Consider the following 12,834-nt stretch of genomic DNA (forward strand, 5'->3'; position numbering starts at 1 on the left):
ACCCCCGCGCGGGGGTGCCGGGCACCGCCGTTTCACGGGGTCAGCACGAGCTTGCGAACACCTCGCCCTTGGCCATCCGGGCGAAGGCCTCCGGCGCCCCGGCGAGCGGCAGCACCGAGTCGATCACCGGCCGGACGCCGGTGGTGGCGCAGAACGAGAGCAGCCCGGCCAGCTCCTCCTTGGTGCCCATGGTCGAGCCGACCACCTTCAGCTCCAGGAAGAAGATCCGGTTCAGCTCGGCGGCCGGCGGGTTGGGGCCGGAGGTGGCACCGGAGATGACGATCGTGCCGCCGGGGCGCAGCGACTTCACCGAGTGCGACCAGGTGGCCGCGCCGACCGTCTCCATCACCGCGTCCACCCGTTCGGGCAGCCGGGCCCCGCTCGGGAAGGCCGCGTCGGCGCCCAGCCCCACCGCCCGGGCGCGCTTGGCCTCGTCCCGGCCGGTGACCCAGACCCGCAGGCCCGCCGCCTTGCCGAGGACCACCAGCGCGGTGGACACCCCGCCGCCGGCGCCCTGCACCAGGACGGTGTCACCGGGCTTCACCCCGGCGTTGGTGAACAGCATGCGATAGGCCGTCAGCCACGCGGTGGGCAGGCAGGCGGCCTCCTCGAAGGAGAGCCCGGCGGGCTTGGGCAGCAGGTTCCAGGTGGGGACGGCCACCCGCTGGGCGAAGGTGCCCTGGTAGCGCTCGGTCAGGATCGAGCGCGGCTCGTCCGGCCCGACCCCGTGCCCGCTCTGGCCGATCACGGAGTGCAGGACCACCTCGCGACCGTGCTCGTCGACGCCGGCGGCGTCGCAGCCGAGGATCATCGGCAGCTTCCCGGCGGGCAGGCCGACCCCGCGCAGCGACCAGAGGTCGTGGTGGTTCAGGCTGGCGGCCCTGACCGTGACCACGCTCCACCCCGGACGGGCCTCCGGTTCGGGGCGTTCACCCAACTCCAGCCCGCTCAGCGGGTCATCGGCATCGATTCGTGCGGCGTAGGCGGCAAACATGTCCCGGACGATAGCCAGAACGCCCCCGGCCCCGGAACAACGCGTGACTGTGACGCGTGTCCCGGGGGGCCGAGGATCACGACGGGAACCGGCTACCGGCGCGCAACGCCCTCGGCGCGGGCGGCCTCGGCGACGGCCTTGGTGACGGCCGGCGCGACCCGCTCGTCGAACGGCGAGGGGATGACCCGCTGCGGCGTCAGCTCGTCGGCCACCACGCCGGCCAGCGCCTTGGCGGCGGCCAGCTTCATGCCCTCGGTGATCCGGGTGGCCCGGACCTGCAGCGCGCCCGCGAAGATGCCCGGGAAGGCCAGCACGTTGTTGATCTGGTTCGGGAAGTCGCTGCGCCCGGTGGCCACCACGGCCGCGTACTTGTGCGCGACCTCGGGGTGGATCTCCGGGGTGGGGTTGGCCATCGCGAAGACGAACGCGCCCTCGGCCATGGTCGCGACGACCTCCTCCGGCACGGTGCCGCCGGAGACGCCGATGAAGACGTCGGCGCCGGCCATCGCGTCGGCCAGGGTGCCCTTGAGGCCGGTGCGGTTGGTCAGCCCGGCGATCTCCGCCTTGACGTCGGTGAGGTCGCCGCGGCCCGCCTGCACCACGCCCTTGCGGTCGCAGACGGCCACGTCGCCGATGCCGGCGGCCAGCAGCATCTTGGCGATGGCGATGCCGGCCGCGCCGGCGCCGGAGATGACGGCCCGCAGCGAGCCGATCTCCCGGCCGGTCACCTTGGCCGCGTTCCACAGCGCGGCGGTGGTGACGATGGCGGTGCCGTGCTGGTCGTCGTGGAAGACCGGGATGTCCAGGGCCTCCTGGAGCCGGCGCTCGATCTCGAAGCAGCGCGGGGCGGAGATGTCCTCCAGGTTGACGCCGCCGAAGGACGGGGCCAGCCGGACCACGGTCTCGACGATCTCGTCCACCTCGGTGCAGGCCAGCGCGATCGGCACCGCGTCCACGCCGCCGAACTGCTTGAACAGGATCGCCTTGCCCTCCATGACGGGCAGCGAGGCCTCCGGGCCGATGTCACCGAGGCCCAGCACGGCGGTGCCGTCGGTGACCACGGCCACCGTGTTGGCCTTCCAGGTGTAGTCGTTCACCAGCTCGGGCTGCTCGGCGATGGCCGTGCAGACGCGGGCGACACCGGGGGTGTAGGCGAGGGACAGGTCGTCCGCGTCGCGCACCGGGACGGTCGCCCGGACCTCCATCTTGCCGCCGCGGTGGAGCGCGAACACCGCGTCGACCGGATCGTCGGTGTCCTGGGTAGTGCTGTGGATGATCTCCGCTGCCACGATGACCTCTTCGTCATTGATCGAGCGAGGACACCCGGCCGACGGAGCGGACGACCCGGCCGGTTCCGGCATCCGGCGACCGGTGGCCGGTAACCGGAACCCGGGAACGCCGAAGCGTCCCCGGGGACTGGGTCGGGGCGCCGCCGTCGGACGAGCGCCTCGGATGAGGGTTTATGGATTTGTCTGCGTTGCGTCTGCGCTGTGCTTCCGGGCCGAGCGTAGGTCGGACGAGGGCATCGCACCCATGCCTTTTCGTCCAAGTCACATGGTTGTCATACGCCTCACAGCCACCTGGGGACACCAGGCGCCGCGAGAGACCGGACCCCGGCCGCCGACACGGTGAACGAGCACGCGCACCCGCAGGGATGAACGCAGACGCGGAGGGGAGGCCGGTGCCTCGGATACGGAGTCGTCGTACCGGACTTCCGTTCCTGCGCACCCCGAGCCTGTAGCGGCCCGGCGGTCTGGTTCGAGTGCCGGGGATCACCCGGTAACGAATTCTGACACACCCGGAACGGCCCGGTCAGGCCAGGACGACAGGTTCCGCACTTCCGCCATCTCGCGTACACCTCCCCGACGCCGCCGGGCGGGGTCGCCGAGCAATCCGGACGGGAGGCGGGAATCGTCTGCATACTTATACGGAGGGTGACAGGGACACGATATTCGTCCGAATAGCGGACAGCGCGGCCCCTCGTTATCCGATTTTGATCTGAATGAAGGCCACCCGACCGTCATCAGATGGCAGGATTCCCCCCATCTCGGATCGAGCCGGCCACTGGTCGAGGCGGTTCGGTAACGCCCACCTCGGCGGACGGTGGCGGAGAGCAGTACCCGTACCACCCTTGCGCGCAGTTCACCCCCGAGCCCCACCCGTACAGCGCCGTACGGCCTTTGCTGCCAAGGTGCGCCGCCTCCCCGCGGTGCGCTCCGCCCGACCTCTCCCTCAGGAGGAGATCCCCCATGACCGCCCGTACCCAGCGCACCCGCCTCCTCGCCACCGCGGCGGTGCTCGCGTCCGCGTCGCTCGTGCTGACCGCCTGCGGCAGCAGCGATTCCTCCTCCAACGGCGGTACCGCCGGCGCCAATCCGAGCGCCAGCGTCGCGGCCGTGACCGCGGACCCGGCGCTCGCCCCGCTGGTCCCGGCCGACGTCAAGAGCTCGGGCAAGCTCATCGTCGCCGCCGACGCCTCCTACGCGCCCAACGAGTTCAAGGACGACAAGGGCAACATCGTCGGCCTCGACGTCGACCTCGCCGGGGCGATCGCCAAGAAGCTCGGCCTGACCGCCGACGTGCAGAACGCCGACTTCACCTCGATCATCCCGGGCATCACCGCGAAGAAGTACCAGCTCGGCATGAGCTCCTTCACCGACACCAAGGAGCGCGAGCAGACCGTCGACATGGTCACCTACTTCAGCGCCGGCAGCGCCGTCGCGGTGAAGAAGGGCAACCCGGACAAGATCGACCCCAAGGACCTCTGCGGCAAGAAGGTCGCCGTCCAGACCGGCACCACCCAGGCCCAGGAGATCACCGACGTCCGCAACCCGGAGTGCGCCAAGGCGGGCAAGCCGGCCATCCCGAACGACGGCGACAAGTTCACCCTGCAGACCGACGTGACCACCGCGCTGGTCTCCGGCCGCGACCAGGTGATGATGGCCGACTCCCCGGTCGTCGACTACGCGGTCAAGCAGACCAACGGCCAGCTGGAGAAGCTCGGCGACACCTACGACAGCGCGCCCTACGGCGTCATCGTCGACAAGGGCTCGCCGCTGGCCCAGGCCGTCCAGGGCGCCGTCCAGTCGCTGATCGCCGACGGCACCTACAAGCAGATCCTGGCGAAGTGGGGCGTCGAGGCCGGCGCGATCGAGAAGTCCGAGATCAACGCCGCCAAGAGCTGACCCCTCGCACCACCACACCCCCTGAGGCCCCAAGGTGAATTCTTCCGAGCAGGGGACGGTGAAATCGCGACGGCCTGAGACCATCAAGGCCGTCCCGGTCCGCCACCCCGGACGCTGGGCCGGAGCCGCCGTCATCGTCGTTCTCGCGGCGATGCTGCTCCACGCCCTGATCTTCAACCCCGCGTTCCAGTGGGACGTCGTCAAGGACACGCTGCAGAACGAGCAGATCCTCCGCGGCATCGTCACGACGCTGGAGCTGACCGTCCTGTCCATGCTGATGGGCGTGAGCGGCGGCGTGCTCCTCGCGATCATGCGGCTCTCGCCGAACCCGCTGCTGTCGGGGACGGCCTGGTTCTACATCTGGGTCTTCCGCGGCACCCCCGTCCTGGTACAGCTGGTGTTCTGGAACTTCCTGGGCGCCCTCTGGCCGAAGCTGTCGATCGGCATCCCCTTCGGCCCCGAGTTCTGGTCCGAGTCGACCAACGTCCTGATCCCCACCTTCACCGCCGCCCTGCTCGGCCTCGGCCTCAACGAGGCGGCGTACATGGCGGAGATCGTCCGCGGCGGCATCCAGTCCGTCGACGAGGGCCAGACCGAGGCCGCGCACGCCCTGGGCATGAGCCGGGCGGCCACGCTGCGCCGGATCGTGCTCCCGCAGGCGATGCGGGTCATCATCCCGCCCACGGGCAACGAGACCATCTCGATGCTGAAGACCACCTCGCTGGTCCAGGTGATCTCGCTGTCCGAGCTGTTCACCGCCGGCCACGACATCTACTCGCGGACCTTCCAGACCATCCCGGTCCTCGTCGCGGTCAGCATCTACTACCTGATCATGACCTCGATCCTCACGGTGGGGCAGTACTACATCGAGCGGCACTACGCTCGTGGTGCGAACCGGACGCTGCCGCCCACTCCGATCCAGCGGCTCCGGCTGCTGTTCGGCGGCAGGCCCACCCCGAAGGCCAAGAACGACGTGGTCCCCGGACTTGAGGGAGGTGGCCACGTATGAGCGATCTGACCAAGACCCCCGCCGACGCCCGCGACGGCGGCCCCATGGTGAAGGCCGAGGCCGTCCACAAGTCGTACGGCCCGGTCGAGGTGCTCAAGGGCATCGACCTGGAGGTCAAGCAGAGCGAGGTCTTCTGCCTCGTCGGCCCGTCCGGCTCCGGCAAGTCGACCTTCCTGCGCTGCATCAACCACCTGGAGAAGATCAACGGCGGCCGGCTCTGGGTCGACGGCGACCTGGTCGGCTACCAGCAGCGCGGCGACAAGCTCTACGAGCTCAAGGACCGCGAGGTCGCGATGAAGCGGCGGGACATCGGCATGGTGTTCCAGCGTTTCAACCTCTTCCCGCACATGACCGCGGTGGAGAACGTGATGGAGGCGCCGGTCCAGGTCAAGGGCGAGTCCAAGGCCGCGGCGAAGGAGCGCGCCATGGCCCTGCTGGAGCGGGTCGGCCTGGCCGACAAGGCCAGGAACTACCCCTCCCAGCTCTCCGGCGGCCAGCAGCAGCGGGTGGCCATCGCCCGGGCGCTCGCCATGAAGCCCAAGCTGATGCTGTTCGACGAGCCGACCTCGGCGCTCGACCCCGAGCTGGTCGGCGACGTCCTGGACGTCATGCGCGGGCTGGCCGAGGAGGGGATGACCATGATCGTGGTGACCCACGAGATGGGCTTCGCCCGCGAGGTCGGCGACGCGCTGGTGTTCATGGACGGCGGCGTGGTCGTCGAGTCCGGCAACCCCCGCGACGTCCTCACCAACCCCCAGCACGAGCGGACCCGCGCCTTCCTCTCCAAGGTGCTCTGAGTCCGGGGTGCTCTGAACGCTCCGCTCCGCTGCGCGGCGCCCGGCAGGCCGGTCCTGCCCGTACCCGCCGCTTTCCCGCTTCCGCCCCGCGGGTAATAGGCTGGAGGCAATCAGCCCGTTACCGATCTGGAAGGACCACCGTGGAGCTCGCCTCGTACGCCGATCTGGCCGTCCGGCTGGTGAACACCGAGGAGCCCGAGCGCGGCACCGACTCGCTGACCTCGGTGGACGCGGTGCGCGGCCTCTTCTCGGACGCCGCCCGGGCCCGGGACCTCGCCGACGAGTCCGACCTGCCCCGGCTGCGGGCCGTCCGCACCCGGCTGCGCGGGGTCTTCGAGGCCGCCGCCGAGGGCGAGGAGGTCCGCAGCGTCGACCTGCTGAACAGCCTGCTGATGGAGTTCCCGGTCAGCCCGCTGGTCTCCGGCCACGACTACCTGGACGAGGCCGGCCGGCCCCGCTGGCACCTGCACCTCGCCGACAACTCCCCCACCGCCACCGCGCACTTCAGCGCCGTCGCCTGCATGGGCCTGGCCGTCCACCTGACCGAGCTGGGCGCCGACCGGCTCGGCATCTGCCAGGCCGCGCCCTGCCGCAACGCCTACCTGGACACCTCCACCAACCGGTCCCGCCGGTACTGCTCGGACCGCTGCGCGACCCGCGCCAACGTCGCCGCCTACCGGGCCCGCAAGCGCCTGGAGGCCGCGGCGGCGGCCTCGGAGAACTGATCCCCTAGGAGTTCTGCAGCTCCTCCGGCCGGACCCAGACGCCGAGCCGGCGGGCCAGCCCGGGCACCCGGGCCAGCGGGCCGGAGAGCAGCAGCCGCTCCAGCCGGCGGCCCGGCGCCAGCCAGGCCGGACGCGGGCGCAGCCGCAGCAGCACCCGGCCGAGCACCAGCTCGTCCGGCACCGCGCCGTAACTGCGGCTGTCGCTGTCCACCGGCCGGTTGTCGGAGAGCAGCCACCAGCCCTTCGGCCGCCGGCCGTCGGCACGCTTGACCACCAGCAGGTTCTGCTGGAACGGGTGGCGGAAGACCACCACCGCGCCGGGCCGGATCCGCGCGCCGTACCGCACCAGCAGCTGGTCGCCGTCGCGCAGGGTCGGCACCATCGAGTCCCCCGCCACGTCGATCAGCCCGAACGGCGCGCCGCCCGCCGGGGGCCCCTCCTCCGGTTCCGCGCTCCGTGCCACGACTCCTCCTCCCGGCCCGCGTCCCGCCGCGTCCCGCGGTCGCACACCAGTCTGCCGCACGGCCGCGCCCCGACCGATGTCCGGATTCGCCCGGTTCCGGCTCCGCCTTTTGCCCTAGGCCCGCCGCCCGATCGAGAAACCACAGGGCCCGAAGGGTAATCTCGGGCGCGGGAAGACGATCTAAGGAAGGACTTCCATGTTCTCTCGCCTGTTTGCACCCCGCGCCACCGCCCACGCCCACTGTGACCTGCCCTGCGGCGTGTACGACCCCGCCCAGGCCCGCATCGAGGCCGAGTCCGTCAAGGCCACCCAGGAGAAGTACCAGGCCAACGAGGACGCGCACTTCCGCGCTCGCGCCGTCATCATCAAGGAGCAGCGCGCCGAGGCCGTCAAGCACCACATCTCGGTGCTGTGGAGCGACTACTTCAAGGCCCCGCACTTCGAGAAGTACCCGCAGCTGCACCAGCTCGTCAACGACACCCTGAAGGCCGCCTCGGCCGCCAAGGCGTCCACCGACCCGGCCACCGGCCAGGCGCTGCTCGACCTCATCGCCGAGGTCGACAAGATCTTCTGGGAGACCAAGCAGGGCTGATCCCCGCTCACTCCTCCTTCGAGCGCCCTCCGTCCGCGACGCCGGACCGGGGGCGCTCGTGTGTTCCCGGCCACAGCGTTTTCGCCCGCTCGCCTCCGGGGCGCTCTGACCCGGCGCCGACACTCGTCGCTCCGGCACTCCCTCCTCCGTCGGTCGCTAGTCGCTCCTCCCTTTCGGCACCGGCGCGCCCCTTCGGCTCAGGGCGGAGCGGTAAGGGCTGCCCGGCCTTCGCGCTTGTTATGCTGCCAGGGCGTCCAGAGGGGGAAGCCGGTGCGAATCCGGCGCTGACCCGCAACGGTAAACGGTGCCCCGCGCCCGTGAGCCCGATCGCCCGAGGACGCCGACCTCCCGACAACTCGCCGTGGACTGCGAAGGGATGGCGCCCCGGCACACCCGCGCCCGGGCGCGCCGCCCCGCGCCGTTCGCGGCCCGAGGCAAGGCGCGCACCCGTGACCAGCACCGCGACCGCACCGGCCACCGCCGCAGCCCCACCGGGCCCGCGCCGCACACCCGCCGTACCGCTGGCCGTCGCCCTCGCCGCGGCGCTGCTGGTCTCCCTGGTCTGCGCCGTCGCGGTGGGCTCCTCCGGGCTCGGCTGGGGCCAGGTGCTGCGGCTGCTGCGCGCCGGACTGACGGGCGGTCGGCTGGAGGCCGACGAGGCCGCCGCCTACGCGATCGTCTGGGAGATCCGGCTGCCGCGCGCCGTCCTGTCCGCCGTGGTCGGCGCCGGACTCGCCGCCACCGGGGTCGCCGTCCAGGCGATGGTCCGCAACGCGCTCGCCGACCCGTTCGTGCTCGGCATCTCCTCCGGCGCCGCGGTCGGCGCCAACGCCGTGCTGATGCTCGGCGCCTTCGCCTCGCTCGGCGTCTGGGCGCTCTCCGCCTCCGCCTTCGCCGCCGCCCTGCTCGCCATGGTGCTGGTCTACCTGACCGCCAGGACCGCCCACGGGCTCACCCCGCTGCGGCTGGTGCTCACCGGCACCGCGATGTCGTACGGCTTCTCCGCGCTGACGGCGCTGATGGTCTTCGCCGCCGCCCGCGGCGAGGCCGCCCGCTCCGCCATGATGTGGCTGCTCGGCAGCCTCGGCGGCGCCACCTGGGGCTCGGTGCCGATCGCCGCCGCCACCGTGCTGGCCGGCCTGGCGTACCTGGCCTGCGCCGCCGGACGGCTGGACGCGCTGGCCATGGGCGACGAGACGGCCGCCTCGCTCGGCGTCGACCCGGACCGGCTGCGCCGCGAGCTGTTCGTGGTCACCGCGGCCGTCACCGGCACCGTGGTCGCGGTCAGCGGGGCGATCGGCTTCGTCGGGCTGATGGTCCCGCACCTGGTGCGGATGCTGGTCGGCGCCGGCCACCGCCGGGTGCTGCTGGTCGCGCCGCTCGCCGGGGCGCTGCTGCTGGTCTGGGTGGACATCGTCTCCCGCACCCTGCTGGCGCCCGCCGAACTGCCGGTCGGCGTGGTCACCGCGGCCGTCGGGGTGCCCTGCTTCCTGCTGCTGATGCGCCGTCGCGGCTACACCTTCGGAGGCGGCCGGTGAGCGACTCCCCCGCAGCCCTGGACCTCGCCGTCGACGGGGTCTCGGTCGACCTGGCCGGCGTCCGGCTGGTCGACGACATCACGCTGACCGCCCGCGCCGGCCAGGTGGTCGGCCTGATCGGCCCGAACGGCAGCGGCAAGTCCACCCTGCTGCGCTGCGTCTACCGGGCGCTGCGGCCCGCCTCCGGCGCCGTCCTGCTGGGCGGCGACGAACTGCACGCGCTCGCCCCGCGCGAGGCCGCCCGGCGGGTGGCGGCGCTGCCGCAGGAGCACTCCGCCGAGTTCGACTTCACCGTGGCCGAGGTGGTCGGCATGGGCCGGCTGCCGCACCGGCGCGGCGCCCTGGCCGGGCCGTCCGCCGGGGACGGGGACCGCTGCGCCGAGGCGCTGCGCCGGGTCGGCGCGGCGCACCTGGCCGCCCGGGGCTTCCTGAGCCTGTCCGGCGGCGAGAAGCAGCGGGTGCTGATCGCCCGCGCGCTGGTCCAGGAGCCCAAGGTGCTGGTCCTCGACGAGCCCACCAACCACCTGGACATCGCGCACCAGCTGGAGGTTCTGGCGCTGGTCCGGGAGGCCGGTCCCACGGTGCTCACCGCGCTGCACGACCTCAACCTGGCCGCCGGGCACTGCGACCTGCTGTACGTCATCGAGGACGGCCGGATCGTCGCCTCCGGGCCGCCCGCCGAGGTGCTCGAACCGGACCTGCTGGCCGAGGTGTTCAAGGTCCGCGCCACGCCCGTGCGGCACCCGGTCACCGGGGCCGTCCAGCTGCTCCTCGACCGCCTGCCCTAACCCACCCGCCCCCGCCCCTTCCCCGAGGACCCCCATGCGCACCAAGGCCGTTGCCGCCGCCGCCCTGCTCGCCCTCGCGCTCACCGGCTGCGGCGCCGAGATCGCCCCGAGCGGTGACGGCGCCGCCGACGCCTCCGCCCACTATCCGGTGACCGTGAAGAACTGCGGCGCCGAGGTCACCTTCAAGGAGAAGCCGGCCCGCGCGGTCACCAACGACATCGGCATCACCGAGCTGATGTTCGCCCTCGGCCTGGAGGACCGGATGGCCGGCTACGTGATGCCGGACGACAAGGGCCGGGTGGAGCAGGTCGCCTGGAAGGACTCCTACCAGCGCGCGACCTGGCTCTCCAAGGACCGGATCACCAAGGAGATCGCGCTGGACGCCAGGGCCGACCTGGTCTTCGCCGGCTGGCACTACGGCTTCGACGAGGGCACCGGCTTCACCCCGCAGACGCTGTCCGGCCTGGGCATCGGCTCCTACGTGCTCAGCGAGTCCTGCCGCAGCGGCAAGGGCCCGGAGCGCGGGGTGATGTCCCCGCTCGACGCGCTCTACACCGACCTGGCCAACCTGGGCGAGATCTTCGACGTCCGGGACCGGGCCGACCGGCTGATCGCCGACTTCAAGGCGCGGATCGCCGCCGTGCCGGAGCCCGCGCACCGGCCCGGCGTCTTCCTGTACGACAGCGGTGAGGACAAGCCGTACACCTCGGGCCGGTTCGCCGCCCCGGAGGAGATCATCGCCAAGGCCGGCGGGCGGAACGTGATGGGCGACGTCGCCGACTCCTGGACCACCGTGGGCTGGGAGAGCGTGGTCCAGCGCGACCCCGAGGTGATCGTGATCAACGACTACGGCACCCCGGACGCCGAGGCGAAGCGGAAGTTCCTGAAGTCCTTCCCGCCGCTGGCCGGCGTCTCGGCGGTGCGCAACGACCGGATCTTCGTCCTCGACTACGCCGACCTGGTCGAGAGCCCGCGCAACCCGGCCGCGATCACCGCCCTGGCGGACTACCTGCGCACCGTCCCGGCCCGCTGAGCCGGGGCCGCCGCCACCGCCGTCCGGCCGCCCTCCGGCCGGTTCCGACGGGCGTACGCTCAAGAGTACGAGCCGACGGAACCGACCGGAGGAGCGAGAGATGACCACCATGGCCGCACCGTCCGCCTTCGACGTCCGGGCCCTGCGCGAGGGCATCGAGCGCGCCGACGCCCGGACCCTGCTGGCGCTCTACGCGGACGACGCCGAACTCCGGGTGGTCGACCGCAAGACCCAGCCCAGCCACCCGCTGGTGATGCACGGCAGGGACGAGATCGGCGCGATGCTGGACGACCGCTACGGCCGCGAGATGACCCACACCCTGGAACAGGTGGTGGTCCAGGCCGACCGCCTCGCCTTCCTGGAGTCCTGCCGCTACCCCGACGGGGTCCGGGTGCTGGTCAGCTCCACCGCCGCGCTGCGCGACGGGCGGATCGTCGACCAGACCTCCGTGCAGGCCTGGGACGAGAACGAGCCCGCCCAGTAGGCTCGGGACCATGATCCGCACCGCCTCCCCCGCCGACGTCCCCGTCATCCACGCCATGATCCGCGAGCTCGCGGAGTACGAGAAGGCCGTCCACGAGGCGGTCGCCACCGAGGAGCAGCTGCACGACGCCCTGTTCGGCGCCAACCCGGCGCTGTTCGGCCTGATGGCCGAGGACGACGGCACCGGCGAGCCGGTCGGCTTCGCGCTCTGGTTCCTCAACTTCTCGACCTGGCGCGGCACCCACGGGATCTACCTGGAGGACCTCTACGTCCGCCCGCAGGCCCGCGGCGGCGGCCACGGCAAGGCGCTGCTGCTGGAACTGGCCCGGATCGCCGTCGAGCGCGGCTACTCCCGGATGGAGTGGTCGGTGCTCGACTGGAACACCCCTTCGATCAACTTCTACAAGTCGCTCGGCGCCGTGCCGATGGACGGCTGGAGCGTCTACCGGCTCACCGGGGACGCGCTCGCCGCCGCCGGCGCCCGCTGAGACCGGCGCGCCGACGGCGTACGCCGGAGGCTCGCGGAGGCCGGGTGCAGACCACTGCCACCCTGTGTCGCGATGCCTTACCATGAGTGACTCCCGCACCGGGGCAGGAACGCGGTAACGTCTCGGGCGGACGGCGGCGTCCGGCCAGCCCCCGAAGGGTATGACCGGTACGTACCGCACCACCCCTCTGGACAGTTGGGGCGAAGCAGTTGAGCCAAGCAACAGACAGTGCCGCGGCCACCGGCCCGGAAGCACAGCGCGTCACCCAGGAGGTGAGGGTGTCCCAGATCGACGGCGAGCCCGGAGTACAGGACTTCGTGGAGGTCCGGCTGCCCGCGGCCGGGGCCTACCTCTCGGTCCTGCGGACGGCCACGGCGGGCCTCGCGGCCCGGCTGGACTTCACGCTGGACGAGATCGAGGACCTGCGCATCGCGGTCGACGAGGCCTGCGCGATCCTCCTCCAGCAGGCCGTTCCCGGCTCGGTCCTCTCCTGCGAGTTCCGGCTGGTCGGCGACTCCCTGAAGGTGATCGTCTCGGCGCCCACCACGGACGGCCGGGCGCCCGAACGGGACACCTTCGCCTGGACGGTGCTCTCCGCGCTCGCGGGCGAGGTCGAGTCGGCGGTCGCCGAGGACAAGACCGTGTCGATCAGCCTGCACAAGAAGCGCGGCGGCCCCGCCACCCATTAGAACCGCCGCGCCCGCGCGGCGAGCAGCACCGAACAAGGGTCGTCCGTCCG

The 12,834-nt window shown here is 72.1% G+C and carries 14 protein-coding genes and 1 riboswitch; of the genes, 11 read left to right on the forward strand and 3 right to left on the reverse strand.

The genetic code is table 11. The annotated features are described in order from the left end of the window. Positions 1 to 40: 40 nt before the first annotated feature. The gene (locus ABD308_RS14470; protein WP_344333569.1) at positions 41 to 994 is read right to left on the reverse strand and encodes a zinc-binding dehydrogenase; all 954 of its coding nucleotides are present in this window, start codon (positions 992 to 994) and stop codon (positions 41 to 43) included. A 92-nt stretch (positions 995 to 1,086) separates the two neighbouring features. After that, a complete protein-coding gene (locus ABD308_RS14475; RefSeq protein ID WP_344333571.1) occupies positions 1,087 to 2,283 on the reverse strand; it encodes an NAD(P)-dependent malic enzyme in 1,197 nt (398 codons plus the stop codon). Positions 2,284 to 3,243: 960 nt separating this feature from the next. Between ABD308_RS14475 and ABD308_RS14480 the strand changes: the two genes are divergently transcribed. The 4 genes from ABD308_RS14480 to ABD308_RS14495 all read left to right on the forward strand — a co-directional run bounded on the left by ABD308_RS14480 (position 3,244) and on the right by ABD308_RS14495 (position 6,710). Beyond that, on the forward strand, positions 3,244 to 4,179 hold the full coding sequence (locus ABD308_RS14480; RefSeq protein ID WP_344333573.1) for an ABC transporter substrate-binding protein: 936 nt from the start codon (positions 3,244 to 3,246) through the stop codon (positions 4,177 to 4,179). A 58-nt stretch (positions 4,180 to 4,237) separates the two neighbouring features. After that, positions 4,238 to 5,188, forward strand: coding sequence for an amino acid ABC transporter permease (locus tag ABD308_RS14485; protein ID WP_344333576.1), 951 nt, complete (start codon positions 4,238 to 4,240; stop codon positions 5,186 to 5,188). After that, positions 5,185 to 5,985: an amino acid ABC transporter ATP-binding protein gene (locus ABD308_RS14490; RefSeq protein WP_344333579.1), complete on the forward strand. Its 801-nt coding sequence runs from the start codon at positions 5,185 to 5,187 to the stop codon at positions 5,983 to 5,985. The genes ABD308_RS14485 and ABD308_RS14490 overlap by 4 nt, the downstream gene beginning before the upstream one ends. A gap of 140 nt (positions 5,986 to 6,125) precedes the next feature. After that, the gene (locus ABD308_RS14495) at positions 6,126 to 6,710 is read left to right on the forward strand and encodes a CGNR zinc finger domain-containing protein (protein WP_344333581.1); all 585 of its coding nucleotides are present in this window, start codon (positions 6,126 to 6,128) and stop codon (positions 6,708 to 6,710) included. Positions 6,711 to 6,714: 4 nt separating this feature from the next. On the opposite strand, the gene sodX is transcribed toward ABD308_RS14495, so the two are convergent. Beyond that, on the reverse strand, positions 6,715 to 7,173 hold the full coding sequence (gene sodX, locus ABD308_RS14500; RefSeq protein ID WP_344333583.1) for a nickel-type superoxide dismutase maturation protease: 459 nt from the start codon (positions 7,171 to 7,173) through the stop codon (positions 6,715 to 6,717). Between the two features lie 196 nt (positions 7,174 to 7,369). Here sodX and sodN point away from each other — a divergent pair, with 196 nt between their 5' ends. From sodN to ABD308_RS14535, 7 genes are all read left to right on the forward strand, one after another. Next, entirely contained in the window at positions 7,370 to 7,765 is a 396-nt protein-coding gene (sodN, locus tag ABD308_RS14505; protein ID WP_030309129.1) for a superoxide dismutase, Ni, read from the forward strand. A gap of 217 nt (positions 7,766 to 7,982) precedes the next feature. Beyond that, positions 7,983 to 8,110: riboswitch (cobalamin riboswitch) on the forward strand. A 104-nt stretch (positions 8,111 to 8,214) separates the two neighbouring features. After that, a complete protein-coding gene (locus tag ABD308_RS14510; protein WP_425554764.1) occupies positions 8,215 to 9,303 on the forward strand; it encodes a FecCD family ABC transporter permease in 1,089 nt (362 codons plus the stop codon). Beyond that, complete coding sequence (locus tag ABD308_RS14515) at positions 9,300 to 10,091, forward strand: ABC transporter ATP-binding protein (RefSeq protein WP_425554765.1); 792 nt, start codon at positions 9,300 to 9,302, stop codon at positions 10,089 to 10,091. The genes ABD308_RS14510 and ABD308_RS14515 overlap by 4 nt, the downstream gene beginning before the upstream one ends. Before the next feature lie 34 nt (positions 10,092 to 10,125). Next, complete coding sequence (locus ABD308_RS14520) at positions 10,126 to 11,124, forward strand: ABC transporter substrate-binding protein (protein WP_344333586.1); 999 nt, start codon at positions 10,126 to 10,128, stop codon at positions 11,122 to 11,124. Positions 11,125 to 11,224: 100 nt separating this feature from the next. Beyond that, on the forward strand, positions 11,225 to 11,608 hold the full coding sequence (locus ABD308_RS14525; RefSeq protein ID WP_344333589.1) for a nuclear transport factor 2 family protein: 384 nt from the start codon (positions 11,225 to 11,227) through the stop codon (positions 11,606 to 11,608). Positions 11,609 to 11,618: 10 nt separating this feature from the next. Then, positions 11,619 to 12,095 (forward strand): GNAT family N-acetyltransferase, encoded by a 477-nt coding sequence (locus ABD308_RS14530; protein ID WP_344333592.1) that lies wholly within the window; start codon positions 11,619 to 11,621, stop codon positions 12,093 to 12,095. A gap of 278 nt (positions 12,096 to 12,373) precedes the next feature. After that, positions 12,374 to 12,784 (forward strand): ATP-binding protein, encoded by a 411-nt coding sequence (locus ABD308_RS14535; protein WP_344333595.1) that lies wholly within the window; start codon positions 12,374 to 12,376, stop codon positions 12,782 to 12,784. Positions 12,785 to 12,834: the final 50 nt, after the last annotated feature.

Source organism: Kitasatospora putterlickiae (assembly GCF_039527695.1).
GTDB lineage: Bacteria > Actinomycetota > Actinomycetes > Streptomycetales > Streptomycetaceae > Kitasatospora > Kitasatospora putterlickiae.

What these genes read in the sequence shown, in the direction of transcription:
- ABD308_RS14470 (WP_344333569.1), bottom strand. Translation starts at nt 994, where the DNA reads ATGTTTGCCGCCTACGCCGCACGAATCGATGCCGATGACCCGCTGAGC.
- ABD308_RS14480 (WP_344333573.1), top strand. Translation starts at nt 3,244, where the DNA reads ATGACCGCCCGTACCCAGCGCACCCGCCTCCTCGCCACCGCGGCGGTG.
- ABD308_RS14490 (WP_344333579.1), top strand. Translation starts at nt 5,185, where the DNA reads ATGAGCGATCTGACCAAGACCCCCGCCGACGCCCGCGACGGCGGCCCC.
- sodN (WP_030309129.1), top strand. Translation starts at nt 7,370, where the DNA reads ATGTTCTCTCGCCTGTTTGCACCCCGCGCCACCGCCCACGCCCACTGT.
- ABD308_RS14520 (WP_344333586.1), top strand. Translation starts at nt 10,126, where the DNA reads ATGCGCACCAAGGCCGTTGCCGCCGCCGCCCTGCTCGCCCTCGCGCTC.
- ABD308_RS14525 (WP_344333589.1), top strand. Translation starts at nt 11,225, where the DNA reads ATGACCACCATGGCCGCACCGTCCGCCTTCGACGTCCGGGCCCTGCGC.
- ABD308_RS14530 (WP_344333592.1), top strand. Translation starts at nt 11,619, where the DNA reads ATGATCCGCACCGCCTCCCCCGCCGACGTCCCCGTCATCCACGCCATG.